This is a genomic window from Micrococcus sp. M4NT, from assembly GCF_033790745.1.
Lineage (GTDB): Bacteria > Actinomycetota > Actinomycetes > Actinomycetales > Micrococcaceae > Micrococcus.
In genome coordinates, this window is record NZ_JAMYEH010000007.1 from 103,973 (window position 1) to 128,520 (window position 24,548).

A 24,548-nucleotide genomic window follows, 5' to 3' on the forward strand; every position below is an offset into this window, starting at 1 on the left:
GGGGCGTCGCCGCGCCGTGACGCTCAGTACAGGGCGGCGGCGAGGCGGCGTCGCGAGGCCTGCACGCGCGGGTCGTCCACGCCCACCACGGTGTAGAGGTCGACGAGGTGGGAGCGCACGTCCTCGCGCACGTCGCCGTGATGGCCGGCGATGAAGCGGACCAGGCGGGCGAACGCGTCCTCGACGTGGCCGCCGAGCACGTCGAGGTCCGCCACCGCGATCTGCGCGGCCGCGTCGTCGGGACGCTCGGCCGCCCCCGCGCGCACCGCGGCGGCGTCCGCGTCCTGCGTGCGCAGGAGCAGCTGGGCGGCGGAGCGGCCCTGCAGGGCGACGGCGTCCGCCGGGTTCTCGGCGAGCGCCCGTTCCCACGCGGCGACGGCGGCGGGCATGTCGTCGGCGGCGAGGGCCTCGTGGGCTGCCCGGTGCAGCGGGGGCACGGGGGGCGCCGCCGGTGCCGGCTCGCCGCCCGCGCCGGGACGCGCGTCCGCGACGGGAGGCACGGTGCCGGACACGCCGTTCTGGCGAGCGACCTCGAGGATCTCGCCCAGGAGCTGGGCGAGGGTCTCCTCCGGCACGGCTTGGTTCACGAGCGGCACGGGCTGGCCGGCCACCACCGCGAGGACGGCCGGGCCCGCGGGCAGGCCGATGGCCTGCAGCAGCCCGGGGTCTGCCACGACGTCCAAGCGCGCCATGACGAGGCGGCCCGCCTGGGCGTCCACGGCGTCGGCGAACTGGGTGTACAGGGCCTCGCTCGTCTGGTCCCCCGGGACGTGGAGGTGCAGGAGGACGGGGACCTGCGCGGAGAGCTGCACGAGCTGCTGGAACATCTGCTGGTCCGCCTGCGGGATCACCCATGAGCCCTCGGGCATCGCGTCCGGGCTCGGTCCCGCCGTGCCGGTGCCCGCGGCGGGCCGGGGCGAGCGCAGAGAGGACAGGTCGACAGCCCCGCGCAGGTGGGACGGGGCGGCGGAGGAGGGCTGGGAGGTCACGGTGCACGGTCCTTTCGAGACGGTCTGGGATCCACGGTAGACGCTCGACCGGCCGGGGCGCCCGCGGCCACCTCCGCCGCGGCCCCTGCCGTACCCTGGTCCCGTGCATCATCCCGAGGACCAGGCGCCCCAGGCCGCGCCGGACGCCGCCTTGCCCACCCACGGCGCGTCCACGAGCCCGGCCCGTGCCTCCGCGCACCCGTCCACCCCGGCCGGCTCCAGCCCGGTCGGCGCTCCGCCGGAGGGCTCCCCGGTCCGCGGCCGCCTGAGTCTGCGCCCCCTCGCCTGGCGCCGCTCCGGCCCGGCGACCGCGCCCGGCGACGACGCCGCACAGGACGAGCCGGTCCCGGAGCCCACCGAGGCGACCCCCACGGTCTCGTTCCGATCGCCGGTGAGCACCGGTTTCCTGCTCACGACGGGCGTCCTGCTCGCCCTCGCCGTCCTGGGATTCCTGGCCACCAACCAGCAGCTGCTCGTGATGATCATGGCCGCCCTGTTCATCGCCCTCGGCCTGGACCCCATCGTGCGCCGCTTCGAGCGATGGGGAGCCCCCCGCTGGGCCGGAGTCCTCGTGGCCGCCCTGGGCCTCGCAGCCGTCGCGGCCGCCTTCATCTCCCTGCTGATCCCCACCGCGGTGGAGCAGTCCACCCAGCTCGCGGAGGAGATCCCCGCGACGGTGGAGGAGGTGATGCGCTCGGAGTGGTTCCTCGCCCTCGACGCCCAGTTCCACGTCCAGGACGCGGTGCGCCAGCACACGGACCAGCTCAACGGCGACGGAGCCTCGGTGGCCGCCCTCTTCGGCGGGATCGTGGGCCTCGGCCAAACCGTGCTGAACTCCCTGTTCGTCACGGTGGTCGTGGTGGTCCTGACCCTGTACTTCCTCTCCTCCCTGCCGCACATCAAGCACTGGGCCTACCGCCTGGCGCCCCGCTCGCGCCGCGCGCGTGTCCGTGAGCTCTCGGAGGAGATCACCTCCTCCGTGGGCCTCTACGTCATGGGCCAGACCCTCGTGGCCGCGCTGAACGCCACGGTCGCCTTCATCGCCATGAGCATCGCCGGCACCCCGTTCGCGGCCCTGCTCGCGTTCTTCGCCGCCATCATGGCGTTCATCCCGCTCGTGGGGGCGATGATCGGCGGGACGGTCATCACCCTCATCTCGCTCCTGGACTCGTGGCAGTCCGCCGCGCTGTTCGCGGCGATCTACTTCGTCTACCTGCAGGTCGAGGCCTACGTCGTCTCCCCCCGCGTCATGTCCCGCGCGGTGGACGTGCCCGCCGCCGTCGCGGTGATCGCCGTGATCGCGGGCGGCACCCTGCTCGGCGTGCTCGGGGCGCTCATGGCCATCCCGACGGCGGCCGCCCTGCTGCTGATCGTCCGCGAGGTGTTCATCCCGCGGCAGGAGACCCGGTGACCGGGACGATCCTCAGCGGCTGGCCCTCGTGCGCCAGCACACGGGGTGCCAGTGGCGCCGGTCCTCTCCGGCGTCCGCGTCTCCCATGATCCAGTCGGAGCGCCACGCCACGAGGTGGGCCTGGCCCTGGCGGATCACGCGTCCGCAGCCGGGGCAGGAGTAGTCCTTCACCGCGCGCCACGCGGGGATCTGGCGCACGTGCCAGCCGCCGTCGCTGCCGCTCTCGTGCGCGTAGCCCGGGTCCAGGCCGAGGCGCTCCTCGAGGGGATCGACCCGGCCTGGACCGGGGCGGGAGCGTCGTGAGGCGTCCCCCGACCCCGGCCGCCCGCCCCGGCGCGGAGCGGACGAGCGGCGCGGGCGGTGGGAGCGGGGCATGCGTCCATGCTGGCACAGCGCCGTCCGCTGCGGCGCCGAGGGGCGGGCCCGCCCCTAGACTGGACCGGTGCGCCTCGTCATTGCCCGCTGCTCCGTGACCTACGAGGGCCGCCTCAACGCCCACCTGCCCTCCGCCACCCGCCTCCTCATGGTGAAGGCGGACGGCTCGGTGCTGGTCCACTCCGACGGCGGCTCCTACAAGCCCCTCAACTGGATGAGCCCGCCGGCCACCCTCCATGTCGAGGAGCCGAGCGAGGAGCAGGCGGCCCAGGGCGTCGTCGCCGTGTGGCGCGTCCAGGCGAAGAAGTCGGACGACCGGCTGCTGGTGCTGCTCGAGGAGATCCTCTCGGACGTCTCCCACGAGCTCGGCGTGGACCCGGGGCTCGTGAAGGACGGCGTGGAGGCGGATCTGCAGCGCCTGCTCGCGGAGCAGATCGAGCTGCTCGGCGACGGGCACACGCTCGTGCGCCGCGAGTACATGACGGCCATCGGCCCCGTGGACATCCTGGCCAAGGGCCCGGACGGCACCGTGGCCGTGGAGCTCAAGCGCCGCGGGGACATCGACGGCGTGGAGCAGCTCACCCGCTACCTCGAGCTGATGAACCGCGACCCCCTCCTCGCGCCCGTGCGCGGCGTGTTCGCAGCGCAGCAGATCAAGCCGCAGGCCCGCACCCTCGCCGAGGACCGCGGCATCCGCTGCGTCACCCTCGACTATGACGCGATGCGCGGCGTGGACGATGCCGAGTCCCGCCTCTTCTGATCCGGCGCCCCCGACGGGCCCGCTGCGCTCCGCCTGCGCGCCGTGGGTGGCCGCGGACCCCGGAGCGGACCCGGTGGAATGGCTGGTGACGTGGGCGGAGGCTCCGGAGGCAGGACCAGGCGACGACGGCGCGCGCCTCGTGTGGGCCGGCCCCGCCGAGGCGGCGCCGCGCGAGGTGCTGGCCGCCGCGGCGGAGGCGGGCGTGAGCCGGGACGCCGTGCGCGTGACCGGACCGCTCCTGGACCATCACGTCCACGGGGGCGCCGGGGTGGACCTGGCGACCTCTCCCGTCGGAGACGTGGCCGCCTGGCTCGAGCGCGGGCGCCGCGCCGGGGTGGGGACCGTGATCGGCTCGCTGCCGGCGCTGCCCGCCGCGGACCTGGCCTCCGCCCTCGACCGGCTGCGGCCGCTGTGGGAGGAGGGCTCGCTGGCCGGCGTGCACCTCGAGGGCCCGTTCCTCTCCCCCGCCCGCGCCGGCGCCCACGACCCGGCCGCGCTGTGCACGCCCGCCTCGGCCGCCGGCCACGCGGTCCGTGCGGCGCTGCGTGGCCGGCCGCGCGGCCTCGTGCGCACCATGACGCTGGCCCCGGAGCTCGCCGGGTCGGCCGCGCTGGAGCGGGAGCTGGCTGCGGCCGGGACCGTGCCGTGCCTCGGCCACACCGACGCGGACCTGCCCGCGGCGAGGGCGGCGCTCGACCGGTGGGAGGCGTTGCGCCGGAGGACGGAGCGGTCCGGCGGACGGGCTCCGCGCCCCGTGGTCACCCACCTGTTCAACGCGATGCGCGGCTTCCACCACCGCGAGCCGGGACCGCTGCCGCTGCTCCTGGACGCCGCCCGCCGGGGGCGGCTCCGCCTCGAGCTCATCGCCGACGACGTCCACGTCTCCCGCCACCTCGTGGACCTGCTGCTGGGCGATCCGGCCCTGGCCCCGGCCGTGTGCCTCGTCTCCGATGCGGTCGCCGCGACCGGCGCCGCGCCGGGAACGCGGCACCGCCTCGGCCCGCGCACGATCCACGCGGGCCACGACGCGCCCCGGCTGGGGCGCACGCCGGCGTCGACCGGAGCGGAGGAGGCCCCGCTCGCGGGCGGCCGCCGGTCCCTCGCGGACTCCGTCGCGGCGCTGCTGCGCCGCGGTCTCGACCCCGACGCCGTCCTGCGGGCGGCGACCCACGTGCCCCGCGAGAGCCTCGGCGCGGAGGCCTGCGACGGGGACGACCCGGCGCGGGCCGGCGTCGTGGTGTGGGGCCCCGCGGGGACGCGGACCGTGCTCGTGCGGACGCCGGAACGGGTCACGCCGGCAGGATGAGGCCCTCTCCGTTCAGCGGGCCGACCGGGGTCAGCGGCGCGTGCGGGGGGTGGACCCGTCGCTGCGCCACCACAGCTGCGCGGCCTGGGACGGCCCGGCCTCGCACCACGCGCGGAGGGCGCCGGCGTCGGCCTCGTCCACCGTCAGGCGGACCGGCTCGCTGCCCCCGTGGACGTCGAGGACCGTCTGACCCTCGGGCGCCGCATCCGGCACCCGGTCCATCTGGAGCGCCCAGCGCTCCCCCCGCCACGCGAGCGGGCCGGCGGGCATGAACCCGTTGAACACCAGGACGCGCTCGTCGTAGCGGCCGATCACCCGCCGGGGCCGTCCCCGACCGGTGACCGCGATCCCCGGGAACGACCCCGGCGCACGCAGAAGGGCCCGGTGCCGCACCAGTCCGGCGACGGCCAGCAGTCCGAGGACTGCCAGCACGCCGACCAGGACGATGAGCACCGGGCCCCTCATGGTCGTGCCTGGACCGCGCGGCTCAGACGGCTGCGGCGTCGCCCAGGCGGGCGGACGTCGCGGCGATCACCACGCGGTCGTGGTCGACGGAGAAGAACCCGCCGTTGGCCTGCGCGGTCACGGTCCCGCCGTCGGCGGTGCGCACCACGACCTCGCCGTCGCCGAGCACGGCGAGCAGCGGGGTGTGGCCCGGCAGGATGCCGATCTCACCCTGGTAGGTGCGCGCCGAGACGGCCGACGCCGCGCCCTTCCAGATGGACCTCTCCTCGGAGACGATCTCCACCTCGAGCTCAGCCATGACGGATCAGCCCTCGGCCTGGATCTTGGCCCACTCGCGCTCGACGTCGTCCAGGCCGCCCACGTTGTAGAAGGCCTGCTCGGCGACGTGGTCGAGCTCGCCGTCGGCGATCGCCTTGAAGCCCTCGACGGTGTCCTTGACCGGCACGGTCGAGCCCTCGACACCCGTGAACTGCTTGGCGGTGTAGGTGTTCTGCGAGAGGAACTGCTCGATCTTGCGGGCGCGCGCCACGGTGATCTTGTCCTCCTCGCCGAGCTCGTCCACGCCGAGGATGGCGATGATGTCCTGCAGCTCCTTGTTCTTCTGGAGGATCTGCTTCACGCGGATGGCGGTGTCGTAGTGGTCCTGGCCCACGTACTGCGGATCCAGCAGGCGCGAGGTCGAGGCCAGCGGGTCCACGGCGGGGTACAGGCCACGGGACGCGAGGTCACGGGTCAGGTTGGTGGTCGCGTCGAGGTGCGCGAACACGTTCGCCGGGGCAGGGTCGGTGTAGTCGTCCGCGGGGACGTACACGGCCTGCATCGAGGTGATGGAGTGGCCGCGCGTCGAGGTGATGCGCTCCTGGAGCACACCCATCTCGTCCGCGAGGTTCGGCTGGTAGCCCACGGCCGAGGGCATGCGGCCCAGCAGCGTGGAGACCTCGGAGCCGGCCTGCGAGAAGCGGAAGATGTTGTCGATGAAGAGCAGCACGTCCTGGTTCTGCACATCGCGGAAGTACTCCGCCATGGTCAGGGCCGAGAGGGCCACGCGCAGGCGCGTGCCCGGCGGCTCGTCCATCTGGCCGAACACCAGGGCGGTGTCCTTGAGCACGTCGGCCTCGTCCATCTCGACCCAGAGGTCGTTGCCCTCGCGGGTGCGCTCGCCGACGCCGGCGAACACGGAGGTGCCGCCGAAGTTGCGGGCCACACGGGTGATCATCTCCTGGATGAGCACGGTCTTGCCCACGCCGGCGCCGCCGAACAGGCCGATCTTGCCGCCCTTGATGTAGGGGGTCAGCAGGTCGATGACCTTGATGCCCGTCTCCATCATCTCGGTGGAGCCCTCGAGGGAGGCGAAGTTGGGGGCCGGGCGGTGGATCGGCCAGCGCTCGACGTCGCCGAGCTCCGAGGTCGGCATGTCCAGGGTCTCGCCGAGCACGTTGAAGATGTGGCCCTTGACCGCATCGCCCACGGGGACGGAGATGGGGGCGCCCGAGTCCAGCACGTCGGCGCCGCGGACGAGGCCGTCGGTGGACTGCAGGGAGACGGCGCGGACCATGTTGTCGCCCAGGTGCTGGGCGACCTCGAAGGTCACGGTGCGCTTCTGGCCGTTGAGCTCGATCTCGGTGGTCAGGGCGTTGTAGATCTCGGGCATGGCGTTGCCGGGGAACTCGGCGTCGATCACGGGGCCGATGACCCGGGCGACGCGCCCGGTGGCGCCACGGGCCGGGGTGCCGGTGCCGTGGTCGGTGATGGTGGCAGTCATCTCTCTCACTTCTATCGTGTGTGGATGGCGGGTCAGTCGAGCCGAGGGAAGGCTCAGGAGTTGTTGAGCGCGTCCGCGCCCGCGATGAGCTCGGTGAGCTCCTGGGTGATCTCGGCCTGTCGGGCGTTGTTCATCAGGAGCGTGTACTCCTTGATGAGGCTCGAGGCGTTGTCGCCCGCCGACTTCATGGCCCGCTGACGGTTGGCGAGCTCAGAGGCCGCCGACTGGAGCATGGCGTTGAAGATGCGCGACTCGATGTACTTCGGCAGCAGGGCGTCGAGGACCTCCTCGGCGTCCGGCTCGAACTCGTAGAGCGGCAGGACCTCCTCCGCGGTCGCGACGTCCTCCTCCACGACCTCGAGCGGCAGGAGCCGCACGACGTGCGGGTTCTGCTTCACGAGGGAGACGAACTCGGTGAAGACCACGTGGATCTCGTCCACGCCGCCCGCCGCGGTGTCCGTGAGGAAGGCCTCGACGAGCGTCTCACCGATCTCGGTGGCGCGCTCGGCGACGGGGGCGTCGGTCTGGCCCGTCCACAGGCGCTTGTACTCGCGCCCGCGGAAGTCCATGTACGTCTGCGCCTTGCGGCCGACGACGTAGATGTCGACCTCGCGGCCCTCCCCGTGCAGACGCGTGAGCAGCTGCTCGGCCTTGCGCAGCACGTTCGCGGAGTATGCGCCGGCGAGGCCGCGGTCCGACGAGAGGATCAGCACGGCCGCCCGCGTGGGGTTCGGGGACTCGGTGGTGAGGACGTGGTCGATGTCGTGCTGGCTCGACACGGCCGAGACGGCGCGGGTGATCGCGTTCGCATACGGCAGCGACGCGTTGACGCGCTCACGGGCCTTGGTGATGCGGGACGTGGCGATCAGCTCCATCGCCTTGAAGATCTTCTTCATCGACGAGGTCGATGCGATCTTCTGACGGTAGACCCGGATCTGGGCTCCCATGGTGATCCTTTCCCTGGCGGGAGGGCGGCCCGGCGTCGTCCCCGTGGGGGGCCCGACGCCGGACCGCTGACCTCACCGACCTTCGGTCAGCGCTTCTGCTTGGTGATCTGCTCCTGCGCGACCTGGTCCTGGCCGATCGCGGCGTGCTTCTCGTTGTCGGCGACGCCGTGGCCCGAGACCTGGAAGCCCTTCTTGAAGTCCGCGATCTCCGCCTCGAGGGAGGAGAGGGTCGCGTCTTCGAGCTTGCCCGTGGCGGCGATGTCGCCGAGCACGGTGTCGCGGCGGCGCAGGTGATCGAGGAACTCCCGCTCGAAGCGGAGCACGTCCTCCACCGGCACCTCGTCCAGGTGGCCCTTGGAGCCGGCCCAGATGGACACGACCTGCTCCTCGACCGGGTACGGCGAGTACTGGGGCTGCTTCAGGAGCTCCATGAGGCGCTCGCCGCGGGCGAGCTGGCGGCGCGTGGCCGGATCCAGGTCCGAGGCGAACATGGAGAACGCCTGCTGGTCGCGGTACTGCGCCAGGTCCAGCTTCAGCGTGCCGGAGACCTTCTTCATGGCCTTGACCTGCGCGGCGCCGCCGACGCGGGACACCGAGATGCCCACATCCACGGCGGGACGCTGGTTGGCGTTGAAGAGATCCGACTGCAGGAAGATCTGTCCGTCGGTGATGGAGATGACGTTGGTCGGGATGTACGCCGAGACGTCGTTCGCCTTGGTCTCGATGATCGGCAGGCCGGTCATGGAGCCCGCACCCAGCTCGTCCGAGAGCTTGGCGCAGCGCTCGAGCAGGCGGGAGTGGAGGTAGAACACGTCTCCGGGGTAGGCCTCGCGTCCCGGCGGACGACGCAGGAGCAGGGACACGGCGCGGTAGGCCTCGGCCTGCTTGGAGAGGTCGTCGAAGATGATCAGCACGTGCTTGCCGCCGTACATCCAGTGCTGGCCGATGGCCGAGCCGGCGTAGGGGGCGAGGTACTTGAAGCCGGCCGGGTCGGACGCCGGGGAGGCCACGATGGTGGTGTACTCCAGGGCGCCGGCCTCCTCGAGGGTGGCGCGGACGCCGGCGATGGTCGACGCCTTCTGGCCGACGGCCACGTAGACGCAGCGGACCTGCTTCTGAGGATCTCCGGTGGCCCAGTTGGCGCGCTGGTTCAGGATGGCGTCCACGGCGATGGCGGTCTTGCCGGTCTGGCGGTCGCCGATGAGCAGCTGACGCTGGCCGCGGCCGATCGGGATCATGGCGTCGATCGCCTTGATGCCGGTCTGGAGCGGCTCGTGCACCGACTTGCGCTGGGTCACCGTGGGGGCCTGCAGCTCGAGGGCACGGCGGCCCTCGGACTCGATCGGGCCCAGGTCGTCCATGGGCTCGCCCAGCGGATCCACCACGCGACCGAGGAAGGCGTCGCCCACCGGCACGGAGAGGATCTCCCCGGTGCGCTGGACCTCCATGCCCTCGCGGATGTGCTGGAACTCTCCGAGGACGACGACGCCGATCTCGCGGCTGTCCAGATTCTGGGCCAGGCCCAGGATCCCGTTCTCGAAGCGCAGCAGCTCGTTCGCCATGACGGAGGGGAGGCCCTCCACACGCGCGATGCCGTCCGCCGCGGAGATGACGCGGCCGACCTCGGTGCGCTCGGTGCCGGACGGTTCGTAGGATGCCGCGAAATCGTTCAAGGCATTGCGGACGTCGTCGGCATTGATGGTCAATTCGGCCATCTGCAGTCCCTGCTCTCTGTGCTTGGTGATCATCGACGTGACGATGATGCGGTGGTGTGTTCTGCGGTGCGTCCGGGGCCGACCGAGGGGTCAGCCGGCCATCCGGCGCTGGAGGTCGTTGAGACGGCTGGCCACGGAGGCGTCGATCACGTCGTCGCCCACCTGGACCCGGATGCCCCCCACCACGGCGGGGTCGACCGTGACGTCTACGACGAGGTCGCGGCCGAAGGTCCGGCGCAGCCCGTCTGCGAGCCGCTCCTGCTGGACCTGCCCCAGGGGACGGGCGACCGTCACCTCGGCGATCCACTGGCGCTGACGCTCGGCGACGACGTCCGCGTGCGCGCGGACGGCCACGGAGGGCTTGACGCCACGGGGAACCGTGACGGCGCGCTCGACGAGCAGCTGCCCGGCCGGGCTGGCGGTGCTGCCCAGCAGGCGACGGGCCAGCGCGGCCCGCGCCTCGACGGGGGCCTGCCGGTCGGTCAGTGCGCGCTGCACCTCGTGCGACTCCTCGGTGAGGCGGTTGAAGGCCAGCAGCTCGCCCGAGAGGGCGGACAGGCCGTCATGGCCGCCACGCGCGGACTCGGCGGCCGCGGCATGCGCGGCCACCGTCTCCAGCGCATCGCCGAAGTCACGTTCCGCCGACCAGCGGCGGCCGGCCAGGTCCTTGAGGACCTGCAGAGCACCGGGGGTCGCCCGGGTGCCGAACAGGGAGTCCACGAGGCCGTGACGGCGCTCGGTGCTCCAGGCGGGGTCGGTCAGGGCACGCCGCAGCGCCCCCTGCTCGTCCACGACGTCCAGCGCGCTGAACAGCTCGCGTGCCAGGGCGACGCCGCCCTCGTCCAGCACCGGACCGACAGCCTGCAGAGAGGCGGTCAGGGAGTCCCTCGATGCACCCGTCATCATTCGGCCACACCCGCGCTCTGGTGCCGATCGAGATCAGCCAGGAAGCGGTCGACCACGCGCTGCGCGCGCGCATCGTCGTTCAGGGACTCGCCCACGATCTTGCTCGCGAGCGTCGTGGCCAGCGTGCCGACCTCGCCCTTGAGCTGCGTCGCGGCCTGGGCGCGCTCCGCGGCGATGTGGGCCTGGGCCTGCTCGGAGACGCGGTTCGCCTCGGCGACGGCACGCTCGCGGGCCTCGGCCACGATCTGGGTGGCCTCGGTGCGAGCCTCCTCGCGGATGCGGTTCGCCTCGGTGCGGGCGTCCGCCAGCTGGGACTCGTAGTCCGCCATCATCGCGTTCGCCTCAGCCTGGGCCTTCTCGGCCTTGGCGAGACCGCCCTCGATCGCCTCGACGCGGTCCGTGTAGGACTTCTCGAGGGTCGGGACGATGAACTTGATGACGATGAACATGAGCAGGGCGAAGCCCACCGCGACGACGAGGATCTCCCACGGATTGGGGATCAGGGGGTTGGCCCCCTCGGCCGCCGCGAGGATCAGTCCATTGCTGATCATGTTTCAACCATCCTTCGGTCGTGTGTCCTACAGGGCGTGAGGTGCGGACGACGTGGACACGGCGTCCCGCCCCGTGCGGTGCAGGGGATCAGAGGACGAACGCGAAGACCAGGCCCAGGATGGCGAGGGCCTCGGCGAGGGCGAAGCCGAGCAGCGCGATCGGCTGCAGGATGCGCTGGGCCTCGGGCTGACGGGCGACGCCGTTGATGTAGGCGGAGAAGATGAGGCCCACGCCGATGGCGGAGCCGATGGCGGCCAGGCCGTAGCCGATGAGGTTGAGGGAGCCCGAGATTTCCATGGTGTTCCTTTCACGGTGCCGGGGAGCCGGCAGGGTTGTGGAGGTAAGTCCGCCCGGGCGGCGCCCGTGGGGCGCTCCGAGTGGTCGGGTGGCGGCGAACCGCCGGACCGTGGCGACGATCTCGGATGAGGTCGCCGCCCGGCTGGTCAGTGGTCGTTCGCGTCGATCGCGCCCTGCACGTAGATGGCGGTGAGGAGCGTGAACACGAACGCCTGGAGGTACATGATGAGCAGCTCCAGGAAGTAGAGGGCCACGGAGCCGAGGATCACGAGGATGCCGGTCCCCTGCAGCGCGAGGTTGTGCGTCTGCGTGATCAGGAAGGCGGCGCCCGCGCCGGCGAGCATGACGATCATGTGGCCGGCGAGCATCGTCGCCATCAGACGCAGGGAGTGGGTCAGCGGACGCACGAGGAAGTTGGAGATGAACTCGAGCGGCACGAGCAGCGGGAGGATCCAGCCCGGCACGCCGCTGGGGACCACGGCGAGCTTGAGGTAGCGCGGGCCGTGGTGGCGCAGGCCGACGCCGATCCAGATCACATAGACGATGAGCGCGAGGCCGTAGGCGGCGCCGGCGTGGGAGAAGGAGGGCAGCTGCAGCAGCGGGATGGCGCCGAACAGGTTGTTCACCAGCACGAAGAAGAAGAGGGCGAACAGCAGGGGCACCCACTGCTTGAAGTGCTTCTCCCCCAGGATGTCCTTGGCGATGGAGTTGCGCACGAAGGAGTAGCCCGACTCGGCGAGCCACTGGGCCTTGCCCGGCACCAGCTTCGGGCGGCGCATCGCCCACGCGAAGAAGCTCGTGATGAGGACGACGCTCAGGAGGACGAGCAGCATCTGCTTGCCGAAGCCCGTGCCGTAGTGACCCATCCACGGGAAGATCTCCGGGAGGTGGCCGTCACTGATGGACGGGGGCACGAATTCCTTGGTGGCCAGCACGAGGGGTAGCACGCGGTTCCTCTCCGAAGTGATGCGTCGACTGGACGGCGGCATCGCCCCGTGCCGCGCTCGAGACCCGCGTCGATGCGGGGCTGAGAGGCGGTGCCGGAGGCGAGAGGCGGCACGAACATGCCGTCGAAGTGTTCGCTGGCAACGATACCAAACGGCGGCCCTTGTTCCGTACCGCACACGCGGCCCGCTGGCCAGGCGTCATGCACCGTCGATCGCGCCCTCCGCGGCGGGCGGACGGCCGGAGGCGCCGCGGCTCAGTCCGCGTAGATGGAGCGGCGCGTGCGGGCGAAGACGAGCACCTCGGCGGCCTGCCACGCCACGATCACCACGAGGGCGGCGACGGCGGCCGGCGTCGCCTCGAGCCACCCCGGCCGCGGCGCCATCCCGACCAGGATGCCGAACACGGCGATCTTCACCACGAACATCCCGATGCTCACCGGGAGCACGGCCTCGCGGGCGTGGTCCCACGCGAGCGCCGTCGTCGCGCCGGTGACCGCGGAGAGCGCCAGCACGATCCCCCCGCCGGTGAGGACAGAGGGCACGCCGCCGGGCCCGGAGAGGGTCAGGAACGCGAGCGCGGTCAGCGCGAGGGCGGCGCCGGCGCCGCACACGCTCCACCAGAGGATCCCCCACCACCCCGCGCGGTTCTCCCAGCGGCGGCGTGGTCGGGCGGTGCGGGCGGTCATCGGACCTCCTGGTCGGGGCGGGCGTCACGACGACGGCGCGCGAGGGGCCGCAGCGTGAGCCACCCGGCTGCGGCGAGCGCGAGGGCGAGCACGGGGAGGACGATCGCGTCGTCCACGAAGTTGAGGGACACCACGCCCCAGGCCACGAGGAAGGCCCACAGCCACAGCAGCCAGACCGCCTGCGCGTGCGTGTACCCCCCGTCCACCAGCTTGTGGTGCAGGTGGCCGCGGTCCGCGGAGAAGGGGCTCGTGCCGCGGGCCGTGCGGCGCAGCACGGCGAGCACGAGGTCGGCCAGCGGCAGGGCCAGCACGGCGAGCGGCAGGAGGATGGGCATGTAGGCCGGCACGTTGCGGAAGCGGAGCCCGGCCAGGGAGTCGAGGTCCGCGGTCACGGCGACGGCGGCCGAGGCCATGAGCAGGCCGAGCAGCAGCACGCCCACCTCGCCCATGAAGATGCGGGCCGGATGGTGGTTGGACGGCAGGAAGCCGATGCACGTGCCGATCAACAGGGCCATCAGCAGCGTGGCGAGGTTCGAGTAGTCGAACTGGTCGATCGTGCGCGTGAGCAGGTAGGAGTAGACGAAGAACGCCGACCCGCCGATGAGGGCCATCCCGGCGGCCAGCCCGTCCAGCCCGTCCACGAAGTTGATGGCGTTCATGGTGAGCACGATGGCGAACACCGTGAGCCCGACCTGGACCGTCGGACTGCCCACGGGGATCCATCCCACCGGCATGGCCTCGATCCGGATCCCTCCGAACGCCACGGCGAGGGCCGCGGCGCACTGGCCGAGCAGCTTGATCCACCAGCGCAGGTCCCACAGGTCGTCGGCCATGCCCACGAGGATCACGATCCCCACCGCGACGAGCAGTCCGCGCACGGCGGCATCGTCGGTGAAGATGCCGTGGAAGAAGGGGACGGTGCCGGCCGTCGCGAGGCCGATCAGCACCGCGGCCGCCATCGCCACGCCGCCCAGCTTGGGCACGGGGGCACGGTGCATGTCCCGCTGGCGGGCGGGCGTGTACACGTGCGCCGCGGTGCCCACGCGGCGCACGAGCGGCGTCAGTGCTGCGCACGCGACGGCGGTGACCACCACCACGAGGAGGTAGGCGCGCATGGGCGGGGCTCAGGCCTCGCGGGTGTCGGACGCCCCGGGCTCGGCGGCGGTCGGCGCGGGCTCGGCCGATTCGACCTCGGCGGCGGTCGTCGCAGGGCCGTCGGCGCCGCCGGTGCCCTGCGGCGTCAGCATGGCCTCCGGGACGGGCGGCTCCTCGCCCTCCGCCAGCAGGTCCGGCACGATCTCGCGCAGCTCCTCGAGCGGGACGGCGCCCTGCCGGGCCACGCGGAACGGGGTCACGGTGCAGTCCACGATCGTGGACGGCGCCTGCTCGGCGCGGTCCCCCGCATCCAGGTACAGCGCGACGGACTCCCCGAGCATCTCCTGCGCGGCCACCGCCGTGGTGGCCGCGGGCAGGCCGGTGCGGTTGGCGCTCGAGACCGCCATGGGCCCCACGGCGTAGAGCAGCTCGCGGGTGACGGCGTCGTCCGGCACGCGCAGTGCCACGGTGCCGCGTGTCTCCCCCAGGTCCCACGTCAGGGTGGGCTGGGACTTCAGGATCAGGGTGAGGGCGCCGGGCCAGAAGCGATCGGCGAGCTCCTCGGCCTCCGCGGGGACGTCGTAGGCCAGCCCCGCCATCACCTTGGCGTCCGCGATGAGCACGGGCGGCGGCATGGTGCGCCCCCGGCCCTTGGCGGCGAGCAGCACGGCCACGGCCAGGGGGGAGAAGGCGTCCGCGCCGATCCCGTACACGGTGTCCGTGGGCAGGACCACACACGCGCGGTCGGCGAGGACCTCGCGGGCCCGGGCGATGCCCTGTTCCAGCGCGGCGGGGTCGGAGACGTCGAAGAACTCACTCACGGCGCCCATTCTTCCACTACTGTCCCGCGGGACGGGCCCCGGCTCGCCCCGCCCGCCGCGGGACGGTCCGTGCGCACGGCGCCGATCCAGCGGTCACGGCCGGTCAGGTCCTGGTGGACCCGCACGTCGGAGAACGCCCCGGAGTCGAGGAGGGCCGCCGTCAGCGCGGCCCCCTGGGTCTCGTGGTGCTCCATCGCGAAGACGCCGCCCGGGCGCAGCAGGACGGCCGCGCGTCCGGCGATCCCCAGCGGGAGGCGCAGCCCACGGTCGTCTCCCCCGTACAGCGCGCGGGGCGGGTCCGCCAGCGCCTCGGGCTGCACGGCGAGCTCCGCCTCCGGGACGTAGGGAGGGTTGGACAGGACCACGTCCACGACGCCGGCCAGGTCCTCCCCCGCCAGCAGCGCGTCCTCGTGGCGCAGGTCCACGCCCCACGGCTCGAGGTTGCGCCGCGCCCACGCGTGGGCGGCGTCGTCCAGCTCGACGGCGGTGACCGCCACGTCCCGCCCGTGCGCGCGGGCCCACGCGGCGAGCGCGGCGGCGAGGGCGCCCGAGCCCGTGCACAGGTCCACCGCGCGGGCCGGGCGGTCGAGGGCCCTGAGCGCGCGGACGCCCTCGGCGGCGAGGAGCTCCGTCTCCGGCCGCGGCACGAAGACGCCGGGACCCACCGCGAGGTCCACCCCGTGGAAGTGCGCCACGCCGGTGATGTGCTGGAGCGGGTCGCGCCGCACGCGCCGGGCCACGGCGAGCTCGAAGCGCCGGGCCTGGTCCTCGCTCGGGCGCGCGCCGGCGAAGACGCGGGCGAGGGCCACGCCGCGGTCGGCCTCCATCACCGGGGCCAGGAGGGCCTCGGCGTCGGCGCGTGGGGCCTCGACGCCGGCCTCGGCCAGACGGGCGACGGCGACCCGCAGCAGCTCGGACCACTCGGGGAGCGCCCCCGTGTCGCGCGGCGCGGTGCTCACGCCCCCTCCCCCAGGGCGGCGAGACGGCGCTCCTCGTCGAGGGCGATGCAGGAGGCGACGACGGCCTCGAGCTGGCCGTCGAGGACGGCGTCGAGGTTGTGCGCCTTGTACCCCGTGCGGTGGTCGGCGATCCGGTTCTCCGGGAAGTTGTAGGTGCGGATCCGCTCTGAGCGGTCCATCGTGCGCACCTGGGCGGCGCGCGCGGCGGAGTCCTCGGCCTGCTGCTCCGCGCGCTGCCGTTCGAGGAGCCGGGAGCGCAGCACGCGCAGCGCCGCCTCGCGGTTCTGGATCTGCGACTTCTCGTTCTGCATCGAGACGACGATGCCCGTGGGCACGTGGGTGAGCCGGACCGCCGAGTCCGTGGTGTTCACGGACTGACCACCGGGGCCCGAGGAGCGGAACACGTCCGTCTTGACGTCGTTCGGGTCGATCTGGACCTCATCCGGGGCGTCCACCTCGGGCAGCACGAGGACGCCGGCGGCGGAGGTGTGGATGCGCCCCTGCGACTCGGTGACGGGCACGCGCTGGACCCGGTGCACGCCGCCCTCGAACTTCAGCCGGGCGTAGACGCCCTCGGCCGGGTCCGTGGCACTGCCGCGGATCGCCACGTGGACGTCCTTGTAGCCGCCGAGGTCCGAGTGGGTGGCGGAGAGGACCTCGGCCTTCCAGCCGCGGGACTCCGCGTAGCGCAGGTACATGCGCAGCAGGTCGCCGGCGAAGAGGGCCGCCTCCTCGCCGCCCTCGCCGCCCTTGATCTCCAGGATCACGTCGCGGGCGTCGTCCGGGTCGCGCGGGATGAGCAGTCGGCGCAGCCGCTCGGCGGCCTCCGCCTCGGCGGCCTCGAGGCCGGGGAGCTCCTCGGCGAACGCCGCGGCGTCGTCGCCGCCCTCCCCCGCGAGCTCCCGCGCGTCGGCGAGGTCCGCCGCCGCGACCGTCCACACCTCGTGCGCGGCGGCGACCGCGCCGAGCTCGGCGAAGCGCCGGCCCAGGCGTCGGGCGAGCGCCGCGTCCGCGTGCACGGCGGGATCCGAGAGCCGGCGGGTCAGCTCGCGGTGTTCGTCCAGCAGCGTCTGAACGGAGTCGAACACGTCGGTCAGGCCTCTCGTCGTCGGAAGGATGGGGCGCCGTCGTCCCTCGGGGCCGGCGCGGCGCCCCACCACGACGGCCCCGCCCCGCGCCGGTCAGGTCGCGGGACGGGGCCGAGGCGGTCACGCCGGGATCAGTCGTCGCCCTTGGCGCCGGGCGTGTTCTTGGAGACCATCATGAGGAACTCCGCATTGGACGCGGTGTCCTTGATCTTGTTGGTCAGCAGCTCGAGGGCCTGCTGCTGCTCGAGGCCCGAGAGCACACGACGCAGCTTCCACATGATCTTGATCTCCTCGGCGGAGAGCAGGGCCTCCTCGCGGCGCGTGCCGGACGCGTTGACGTCCACGGCCGGGAAGATGCGGCGCTCGGCGAGCTGGCGGGACAGGCGCAGCTCCATGTTGCCGGTGCCCTTGAACTCCTCGAAGATCACCTCGTCCATGCGCGAGCCGGTCTCGACGAGCGCGGTGGCCAGGATGGTCAGCGAGCCGCCGTTCTCGATGTTGCGGGCGGCGCCGAAGAACTTCTTCGGCGGGTACAGCGCGGAGGAGTCCACGCCGCCGGAGAGGATGCGGCCCGAGGCCGGTGCCGCCAGGTTGTATGCGCGGCCCAGGCGGGTCATGGAGTCCAGGAGCACGACGACGTCGCGGCCCATCTCCACGAGGCGCTTCGCGCGCTCGATGGCGAGCTCGGCCACGGTGGTGTGGTCGTCGGCCGGGCGGTCGAAGGTGGAGGCGATGACCTCGCCGGCCACCGAGCGCTGCATGTCGGTGACCTCCTCGGGACGCTCGTCGACGAGCACCATCATGAGGTGCACCTCGGGGTTGTTCGTGGTGATCGCGTTGGCGATCGACTGCAGCACCATGGTCTTGCCCGCCTTGGGCGGGGAGACGATGAGGCCGCGCTGGCCCTTGCCGATGGGGCTGACCAGGTCGATCACGCGCGGGCCCACGAGCTTGTGGTCCGTCTCCAGGCGCAGGCGCTCCTGCGGGTAGAGCGGCACGAGCTTGGCGAACTCCACGCGGTCCGGGTTCTCCGTGGCGGGCACGCCGTTCACCGTGGTGATCTTGGCCAGCGCATGGAACTTCTGGCGGTTGCCGCTCACGCTCTGCGAGGGCTTCTCGCCCTCGCGGGGGGCACGGATCGCACCTACGACGGCATCGCCCTTGCGCAGGCCGTAGCGCTTGACCATGGCCAGCGAGACGTAGACGTCGTTGTTGCCGGGCAGGTAGCCCGAGGTGCGCACGAACGCGTAGTTGTCCAGCACGTCGAGGATGCCGGCCACGGGCTGCAGGACGTCGTCCTCGGCCAGCTCGACCTCGTCCACCTCGGGGTTGTTGCGGCCCCGGCGGGCACGGCCGCGCTCGTTGCGATTGCGACGATTGCGGCGCCCGCCCTCGTCGTTGCGGTCCTCGCGGCGGGAACGGCCGGAGCCGCCCTCGGAGCGGTCGCGGCCGCCGTCGTCGCCACGGTCGTTGCGATCCCGGTCGTTGCTGCGGTCACGATCGCGGTCCCCGCCACGGTCACGATCGCGGTCGTTGCGCTCGCGGTCCCCGCCACGGTCACGATCGCGGTCGTTGCGCTCGCGGTCCCCGCCACGGTCACGATCCCGGCCTCGGCCACGTCCGCGGCCGGAGTCCTCGCGGGTGCCCTCACGCCCGCCGCGGTCGTCCTCGCCGGAGGCCGAGGAGTCCTGCTCGCCGCGCTCGGCGGCGCGGTCCTCGCCGGAGGCGGCGTCGGCGTCCTCGGAGCGGCCGCGGGCGTCCTCGTCCCCGGCGCGACGGCGGCCACGGCCCCGACGCTCCTGGCGGGAGTCATCGCCGCGGGTGTCGTCGGCACGGGTGTCCTCGCCGCGGGAGTCGCCGCCACGGGCGGTCTCCACGGCATCCTGCTCGGCGCGCTCGGCGACGGGGGCCGTCTCGACGGAGCCCGAGGACTCCGCGCGGCGGGAGCGGCGGCGGGCCGGACGCTCGGCGGGGGCCTGCTCGGCGTCGCCGGAGGCGGCGGGAGCGGCGGCCGGCGTGTCAGCGGGCTTCTCGACCGGCTTCTCCGCGCGGGCCGCGGCATCGCGGTCGGCGACGGAGCCGCCGCGCTGATGGTCGGAGATCGCGGTCACGAGGTCCGACTTGCGCATGCGCGAGCCGCCCGTGATCCCGAGCTGCGAGGCCAGGGCCTGCAGCTGCGCGAGCTTCAGCGAGGCAAGGCCTCCGCCGGTGGTCGGCGTGGACTGTTCCGTGGATTCGGTCACGAAGGTTCCTTCTCCCTCGACAGCAGCTTCGGGGGCGCGGTGCGCGGTGAGGCTGCAGTGTGCGTCCGGCCGGGCACGCAGTGGTGCCCTGAGAACCGGGTCTGATGGTCTTCCCTGGGGTGGCCCCTCCCCGGCTCGCGCGCAGTCACTGCGTGGCGGAGCGGAGGAGCCGGAACTCGACCGGGCCGGGAGGCGGGGTGGCGACGCGCTCCGTGGATTCCACGGAAGCGGGGTGCCGCGTCCACTCAGCCGGCGGCGGGCTGGCGCGCGATCCTCACGAGGATCCCGCACCGGCGACGAGGCCGTGGGCCGGCCAGGTCAGCCGCGGTGGAGTGCTTCCACCCTAGCACCCTCGGTGGCCACGCCCGGCACCAGCACGCGCCACGCACGGCCCGTCTCCGCCGTCAGCGCACGGGCCGCGGCGGCCGCCTCCTCCCCGGCGCCAGCGCCGTGGGCGAGGACGAGCACGGTGGGACCGGCCCCCGAGACGACCGCGGCGTGGCCGCGGGCGCGCAGCCCGGCCACGAGGGCCGCGCTGTCCGGCATCGCCGCGGCGCGGGCGTCCTGGTGCAGCCAGTCCCGCGTCGCCGGCAGGAGCAGTTCGGGCGCAGCGGCGAGCGCGTGGACGAGCAGCGCCGCACGGCCCGCCTGCGCCGCCGCCACCGCGTGCGGCACGGTCGCGGGGAGCGCGGCGCGCGCGGCGCGCGTGGAGAGCTGCACGTCCGGGATCGCGATGACCGGAGTGAGGTCCGGGTGCAGGGTCAGGGGCGCCGTCTCGAAGCCGTCGCCCTCGTCCCGCGTCCATGAGACGGAGGCGCCGCCCGCGAGGGCGGGCGCCACGTTGTCCGGGTGTCCCTCTCGCCGGGCCGTGGCGTCCAGCAGCGCCGCGGTGGGCAGCCGCTCCTCCTCCGGCAGCAGCGCCTCGGCCGCCACGCACGCCGCCACCACGGCCGCCGCCGAGGACCCGAGCCCCCGCGCATGCGGGATCCGGTTGACGGCGCTCAGGCGCAGCCCCGGCGCCCGGAAGCCGCGGAGCCCGAGGTGCTCGTGGGCCAGGCGAAGGATCAGGTGGCTCCCGTCGGTCGGGAGCGTGCCCGCCCCCTCCCCCGTCACGGATGCCCGGTCCGGGCCGTCCACGACGCTCAGCCGGACCTCGTCCCTCAGCTCGACGGCCAGGCCCAGGGAGTCGAAGCCGGGACCGATGTTGGCCGACGTCGCCGGGACCGCGACGACGGACTCGGCACCGACGGGGAGCTCACGCAGCGCAGCCATGCGCTCAGGCGAGCCCGAGGGCGTCGGCCACGGTCACGACGTCGAACGGCACCGAGCGGGGCGTGATGTCGTCGCCCTCCGCCGTCTTGAGGGCCCACTGCGGGTCCTTCAGGCCGTGGCCCGTCACGGTGATGACCCAGGTCTTGCCCGCGGGGACGTCCCCGGCGGCGTGGTGCTTGAGCAGGCCCGCGACGCCCGCGGCGGAGGCCGGCTCCACGAAGACGCCCTCCTTCGAGGACAGCCAGCGGTGCGCCGCGAGGATCTCCTCGTCCGTGACCGAGTCGATCAGGCCGCCGGAGGCGTCACGCGCCGCCGTGGCCATGTCCCACGAGGCGGGGTTGCCGATGCGGATGGCGGTGGCGATCGTGTCCGGATCGGTGACGGGGTGGCCGAGCACGATCGGGGCCGCGCCGGCGGCCTGGAAGCCCCACATCACCGGGGTCTTCGTGGCCACGGCCGGCAGCTCCTCGTCCGAGGTGCCCGGGTGCGGGTTCACGTAGGGGCGGGCGTACTCCTGGTAGCCCTTCCAGTACGCCGTGATGTTGCCGGCGTTGCCGACGGGCAGCAGATGGTAGTCCGGGGCGTCGCCCAGGAAGTCCACGACCTCGAAGGCACCGGTCTTCTGGCCCTCGATGCGCGCCGGGTTCACCGAGTTCACGAGGAACACGGGGTAGTTCTCGGACAGCTTGCGGGCCACGTCGAGGCAGTCGTCGAAGTTGCCCTGCACCTGGAGGAGCTCGGCGCCGTGCGCGACGGCCTGGGACATCTTGCCCATCGAGATCCGGCCCTCGGGCACGAGGACAGCGCACGTGATGCCGGCCTGGGCCGCGTAGGCCGCGGCCGAGGCGGAGGTGTTGCCGGTGGACGCGCACACCACCGCCTTCGCACCGTTCTCCACGGCGGCGGTGATGGCCATGGTCATGCCGCGGTCCTTGAACGACCCGGTGGGGTTCATGCCCTCGAACTTGACGTGCACCTCGCCCTCCACGAGCGCGGAGAGGTGCGGCGCGCGGATGAGCGGGGTGCCGCCCTCCCCCAGCGTGATGACGCGGGTGTCCTCGGTGACGGGCAGGCGGTCGGCGTACTCGCGGATGACTCCGCGCCACTGGTGGGCCATGGTTCAGTTCCCTTCGACTTTCAGGACGGAGACGACCTCATGGACGGCGTCCAGGGCGGCGAGCGCGTCCACCGTGGCGTCGAGGTCGCGCTGGCGCGCTCGGTGGGTGATGAGCCGCAGCGAGGCGCCCGGGGCGGCGGCGCGGTCGGACTGCACCTGGCGCAGGGTCTCGAGGGACACGCCGTGCTCCTCGAACACCGCGGCCACCCGCCGCAGCACGCCGGGCTCGTCCGCCACGTGCAGCACCACCATGCAGGAGGTGCTGGCCTCGGCGGCGTCGAGGGCGGGGAGCTGCGCGACGGGGGTGCGCAGCCGCGCCGGGCCCCCGCGCACGATGCGCTGGGCGATCGAGACGACGTCGCCCATCACGGCGGACGCGGTGGGCGCCCCGCCCGCGCCGGGACCGTAGAACATCAGCTGGCCGGCGTTCTCCGCCTCCACGAACACGGCGTTGTACGCGCCCCGCACGGAGGCGAGCGGGTGCTCGCGGGGAAGGAGCGTGGGATGCACGCGCAGCACGGCGCCGGACGTGCCGTCCTCGGCGGTGGCCCGCTCCGCGATCGCCAGCAGCTTGATGACGTAGCCGGCGTCCGCGGCCGCCGCGTTGTCCTCCGCCGTGATCGCGGTGATGCCCTCCACCGCGACGTCGTCCAGCGTGTAGGGCGCGCCGAAGGACAGCGTGGCCAGGATCGCCGCCTTCGCGGCGGCGTCGAGGCCGCCGACGTCGGCGGTGGGGTCCGCCTCCGCGTAGCCCAGGCGCTGCGCCTCGGCGAGGGCGTCCGCGAAGTCCGCGCCCTCGGTGTCCATGCGGTCCAGGATGAAGTTCGTGGTGCCGTTGGCGATGCCCATCACGCGGGTCACGGTGTCGCCCGAGAGCGAGTCGCGCAGGGGGCGGAGGATGGGGATGGCGCCGGCCACGGCGGCCTCGAAGCTCAGCTGCGCGCCGGTCTCGGAGGCCAGGGCGAACAGCTCCTCGCCGTGCTGGGCCAGCAGCGCCTTGTTGCCCGTGATCACGGAGGTGCCGGCGGCCAGGGCGCGGCGGATGAGGGTGCGGGCGGGCTCGATGCCGCCCATCAGCTCGATCACGATGTCCGCGCCGTCCACGAGCGCCTCGGCGTCCGTGGTGTACAGCGCCGGGTCGGCCCGCCAGTCGCGCTCGGCCCCGCGGGAGCGCACCGCGATGCCGGTGAGCTCGAGCGGGGCGCCCACGCGGTCGCGGAGCGCCTCGGCGTCCTCGGTCAGGATGCGCGCCGCCTGGGAGCCCACGGTGCCGCCGCCCAGCAGGGCGACCTTGAGGGCGGCGGGGCCGGATGCCGCAGGGGCGTCCTGTGCAGGGTTCGTCATGCTCGGGTCTCCTCGTTGTGGGGATCCGCCTCGCGGGCGAAGAGGTCGTCCTCGGTCTCGCGCCGGATGATCACCCGGGCGGCGCCCTCGCGCACGGCGACGACCGCCGGGCGCGGCAGCGCGTTGTAGTTCGAGGACATCGCGTGGGTGTAGGCGCCCGTGGCGGGCACGGCGAGCAGGTCACCGCGGCCCAGGTCGGCCGGCAGGTAGACGTCGCGCACCACGATGTCGCCGGACTCGCAGTGCTTGCCCACCACGCGGGAGAGCACCGGCTCGGCCTCCGAGGTGCGGCGCGCCGAGACTGCGGTGTAGTCGGCGTCGTAGAGCACGGGCCGCGGGTTGTCGGACATGCCGCCGTCGACGGCGACGTACCGGCGCGAGGCCGTCCCGCCGTCGGGGGCGTCCGCGTCCACCGTCTTGGTCACGCCCACGGTGTACAGCGTCAGGCCCGCCGGCCCGGAGATCGCGCGGCCGGGCTCGAGCGAGATGCGCGGGCACGCCAGGCCGAGGCGCTCCACCGCCCTCTGCACGTCCGCCGCGAGGGCGTTCGCGATCTCGGCGGCCGGGCGCGGGGAGTCCACCGCGGTGTAGGCGATGCCGTGGCCGCCGCCGAGGTCCAGCTCGCCCAGCTCCACGCCGTGGCGCTCCTTCACCTCGGCCAGGAACGCGAGCACGCGCTCGGCGGCCAGGCCGAAGCCGTCCGCCTCGAAGATCTGCGAGCCGATGTGGCAGTGCACGCCCAGCAGCTCGACGCCCGGCGCCGCCAGGGCGGTCTCCACGGCGACGGCGGCCGGGGAGCGCCCGGCCGCGTTGCCGTCCGCGTCCTGCACGGACGGGGCGAGCGAGAGGCCGAACTTCTGGTCCTCGTGCGCGGTGGCGATGAAGTCGTGCGTGTGGGCGTGCACGCCCGGCGTCAGGCGCAGCATGACCGGGGCGGTGCGGCCCGTGGCCTCCGCGAGCGCGGCGAGGTGCGTCAGCTCGTCCACCGAGTCCACGATGATCCGGCCCACGCCGACCTCGAGGGCACGGCGCAGCTCGGCGTCGGACTTGTTGTTGCCGTGCAGGCCGATGTGCGCGGGGTCGACGCCGGCGCGCAGGGCGATGGCCAGCTCTCCGCCCGAGGCGGTGTCCACGCGCAGCCCCTCCTCGGCGGCCCACCGGGCGGTGGAGACCGTGAGGAAGGACTTGCCGGCGTAGTACACGTCCGCTCCCCCGCAGAGCTCGCGGAACGCGGCGTCGAAGCCGTCGCGGAAGGCGCGGGCGCGAGCACGGAAGTCGTCCTCGTCGATCACGAGCAGCGGGGTGCCGAACTGCTCGGCGAGCGCCGAGGCGGCGATCCCCTGCACCGTCAGCTCGCCGGAGGCGTCGCGGTCCACGCCGGCGGCCCACAGGACGGGCTCGAGGCGGTCCGGATCCCCGGGCGCAGGCAGCCAGGCGGGGGCCAACGGGGAGGCGGCGGAGGCGCCGTCGTTCGTCGTCGCCATCCGCGCG

General features: G+C 73.5%; 24 protein-coding genes. 3 read left to right on the forward strand and 21 right to left on the reverse strand.

Going from position 1 to position 24,548, the window contains the following annotated elements; genetic code table 11:
- Positions 1 to 23: 23 nt before the first annotated feature.
- A complete protein-coding gene (locus tag NJC10_RS06370; protein WP_319075332.1) occupies positions 24 to 989 on the reverse strand; it encodes a co-chaperone YbbN in 966 nt (321 codons plus the stop codon).
- A gap of 103 nt (positions 990 to 1,092) precedes the next feature.
- Between NJC10_RS06370 and NJC10_RS06375 the strand changes: the two genes are divergently transcribed.
- Positions 1,093 to 2,400, forward strand: coding sequence for an AI-2E family transporter (locus tag NJC10_RS06375; protein ID WP_319075334.1), 1,308 nt, complete (start codon positions 1,093 to 1,095; stop codon positions 2,398 to 2,400).
- 12 nt (positions 2,401 to 2,412) lie between these two features.
- Here the strand turns inward: NJC10_RS06375 and NJC10_RS06380 are convergent, their stop codons facing one another.
- A complete protein-coding gene (locus NJC10_RS06380) occupies positions 2,413 to 2,775 on the reverse strand; it encodes a hypothetical protein (protein ID WP_298984682.1) in 363 nt (120 codons plus the stop codon).
- A 67-nt stretch (positions 2,776 to 2,842) separates the two neighbouring features.
- On the opposite strand from NJC10_RS06380, the gene nucS reads away from it, so the two are divergent.
- Positions 2,843 to 3,535: an endonuclease NucS gene (gene nucS / locus NJC10_RS06385; protein WP_319075336.1), complete on the forward strand. Its 693-nt coding sequence runs from the start codon at positions 2,843 to 2,845 to the stop codon at positions 3,533 to 3,535.
- An 85-nt stretch (positions 3,536 to 3,620) separates the two neighbouring features.
- Positions 3,621 to 4,841 (forward strand): N-acetylglucosamine-6-phosphate deacetylase, encoded by a 1,221-nt coding sequence (locus NJC10_RS06390; RefSeq protein WP_319075338.1) that lies wholly within the window; start codon positions 3,621 to 3,623, stop codon positions 4,839 to 4,841.
- Positions 4,842 to 4,871: 30 nt separating this feature from the next.
- Here the strand turns inward: NJC10_RS06390 and NJC10_RS06395 are convergent, their stop codons facing one another.
- From NJC10_RS06395 to lysA, 19 genes are all read right to left on the reverse strand, one after another.
- The gene (locus tag NJC10_RS06395; protein WP_319075341.1) at positions 4,872 to 5,294 is read right to left on the reverse strand and encodes a DUF2550 domain-containing protein; all 423 of its coding nucleotides are present in this window, start codon (positions 5,292 to 5,294) and stop codon (positions 4,872 to 4,874) included.
- 34 nt (positions 5,295 to 5,328) lie between these two features.
- Positions 5,329 to 5,604, reverse strand: a complete 276-nt coding sequence (locus NJC10_RS06400) for a F0F1 ATP synthase subunit epsilon (protein WP_248115158.1) — start codon at positions 5,602 to 5,604, stop codon at positions 5,329 to 5,331.
- 6 nt (positions 5,605 to 5,610) lie between these two features.
- Positions 5,611 to 7,068 carry a F0F1 ATP synthase subunit beta gene (atpD, locus tag NJC10_RS06405; RefSeq protein WP_248115159.1) on the reverse strand — a complete coding sequence of 486 codons (1,458 nt, stop codon included), beginning with the start codon at positions 7,066 to 7,068 and terminating at the stop codon, positions 5,611 to 5,613.
- A gap of 53 nt (positions 7,069 to 7,121) precedes the next feature.
- Positions 7,122 to 8,015 carry a F0F1 ATP synthase subunit gamma gene (locus tag NJC10_RS06410; RefSeq protein WP_298713007.1) on the reverse strand — a complete coding sequence of 298 codons (894 nt, stop codon included), beginning with the start codon at positions 8,013 to 8,015 and terminating at the stop codon, positions 7,122 to 7,124.
- 86 nt (positions 8,016 to 8,101) lie between these two features.
- Positions 8,102 to 9,730 (reverse strand): F0F1 ATP synthase subunit alpha, encoded by a 1,629-nt coding sequence (atpA, locus tag NJC10_RS06415; RefSeq protein WP_248115319.1) that lies wholly within the window; start codon positions 9,728 to 9,730, stop codon positions 8,102 to 8,104.
- 90 nt (positions 9,731 to 9,820) lie between these two features.
- The gene (locus tag NJC10_RS06420; protein ID WP_248137989.1) at positions 9,821 to 10,636 is read right to left on the reverse strand and encodes a F0F1 ATP synthase subunit delta; all 816 of its coding nucleotides are present in this window, start codon (positions 10,634 to 10,636) and stop codon (positions 9,821 to 9,823) included.
- Entirely contained in the window at positions 10,633 to 11,187 is a 555-nt protein-coding gene (locus NJC10_RS06425; protein WP_248115162.1) for a F0F1 ATP synthase subunit B, read from the reverse strand. Before NJC10_RS06425 ends, NJC10_RS06420 begins: the two co-directional genes overlap by 4 nt.
- A gap of 88 nt (positions 11,188 to 11,275) precedes the next feature.
- Positions 11,276 to 11,485 (reverse strand): ATP synthase F0 subunit C, encoded by a 210-nt coding sequence (gene atpE, locus NJC10_RS06430; RefSeq protein ID WP_248115163.1) that lies wholly within the window; start codon positions 11,483 to 11,485, stop codon positions 11,276 to 11,278.
- Positions 11,486 to 11,631: 146 nt separating this feature from the next.
- The gene (gene atpB, locus NJC10_RS06435) at positions 11,632 to 12,432 is read right to left on the reverse strand and encodes a F0F1 ATP synthase subunit A (protein ID WP_319075346.1); all 801 of its coding nucleotides are present in this window, start codon (positions 12,430 to 12,432) and stop codon (positions 11,632 to 11,634) included.
- Positions 12,433 to 12,686: 254 nt separating this feature from the next.
- The gene (locus tag NJC10_RS06440; RefSeq protein WP_319075347.1) at positions 12,687 to 13,118 is read right to left on the reverse strand and encodes a hypothetical protein; all 432 of its coding nucleotides are present in this window, start codon (positions 13,116 to 13,118) and stop codon (positions 12,687 to 12,689) included.
- Positions 13,115 to 14,233 (reverse strand): MraY family glycosyltransferase, encoded by a 1,119-nt coding sequence (locus tag NJC10_RS06445; RefSeq protein ID WP_319075349.1) that lies wholly within the window; start codon positions 14,231 to 14,233, stop codon positions 13,115 to 13,117. The genes NJC10_RS06440 and NJC10_RS06445 overlap by 4 nt, the downstream gene beginning before the upstream one ends.
- 9 nt (positions 14,234 to 14,242) lie before the next feature.
- Positions 14,243 to 15,043, reverse strand: a complete 801-nt coding sequence (locus tag NJC10_RS06450; RefSeq protein WP_248115167.1) for an L-threonylcarbamoyladenylate synthase — start codon at positions 15,041 to 15,043, stop codon at positions 14,243 to 14,245.
- Complete coding sequence (locus NJC10_RS06455; protein ID WP_298984695.1) at positions 15,031 to 15,993, reverse strand: N5-glutamine methyltransferase family protein; 963 nt, start codon at positions 15,991 to 15,993, stop codon at positions 15,031 to 15,033. The genes NJC10_RS06450 and NJC10_RS06455 overlap by 13 nt, the downstream gene beginning before the upstream one ends.
- Entirely contained in the window at positions 15,990 to 17,081 is a 1,092-nt protein-coding gene (gene prfA / locus NJC10_RS06460) for a peptide chain release factor 1 (protein ID WP_298712992.1), read from the reverse strand. The genes NJC10_RS06455 and prfA overlap by 4 nt, the downstream gene beginning before the upstream one ends.
- A 131-nt stretch (positions 17,082 to 17,212) precedes the next feature.
- Positions 17,213 to 19,324 carry a transcription termination factor Rho gene (gene rho / locus NJC10_RS06465; protein WP_319075350.1) on the reverse strand — a complete coding sequence of 704 codons (2,112 nt, stop codon included), beginning with the start codon at positions 19,322 to 19,324 and terminating at the stop codon, positions 17,213 to 17,215.
- Positions 19,325 to 19,642: 318 nt separating this feature from the next.
- The gene (gene thrB / locus NJC10_RS06470; protein ID WP_319075351.1) at positions 19,643 to 20,596 is read right to left on the reverse strand and encodes a homoserine kinase; all 954 of its coding nucleotides are present in this window, start codon (positions 20,594 to 20,596) and stop codon (positions 19,643 to 19,645) included.
- A gap of 4 nt (positions 20,597 to 20,600) precedes the next feature.
- On the reverse strand, positions 20,601 to 21,713 hold the full coding sequence (gene thrC / locus NJC10_RS06475) for a threonine synthase (RefSeq protein ID WP_319075353.1): 1,113 nt from the start codon (positions 21,711 to 21,713) through the stop codon (positions 20,601 to 20,603).
- 3 nt (positions 21,714 to 21,716) lie between these two features.
- On the reverse strand, positions 21,717 to 23,057 hold the full coding sequence (locus NJC10_RS06480; RefSeq protein WP_298712981.1) for a homoserine dehydrogenase: 1,341 nt from the start codon (positions 23,055 to 23,057) through the stop codon (positions 21,717 to 21,719).
- Entirely contained in the window at positions 23,054 to 24,541 is a 1,488-nt protein-coding gene (lysA, locus tag NJC10_RS06485; RefSeq protein ID WP_319075354.1) for a diaminopimelate decarboxylase, read from the reverse strand. Before lysA ends, NJC10_RS06480 begins: the two co-directional genes overlap by 4 nt.
- Between the last annotated feature and the right edge of the window lie 7 nt (positions 24,542 to 24,548).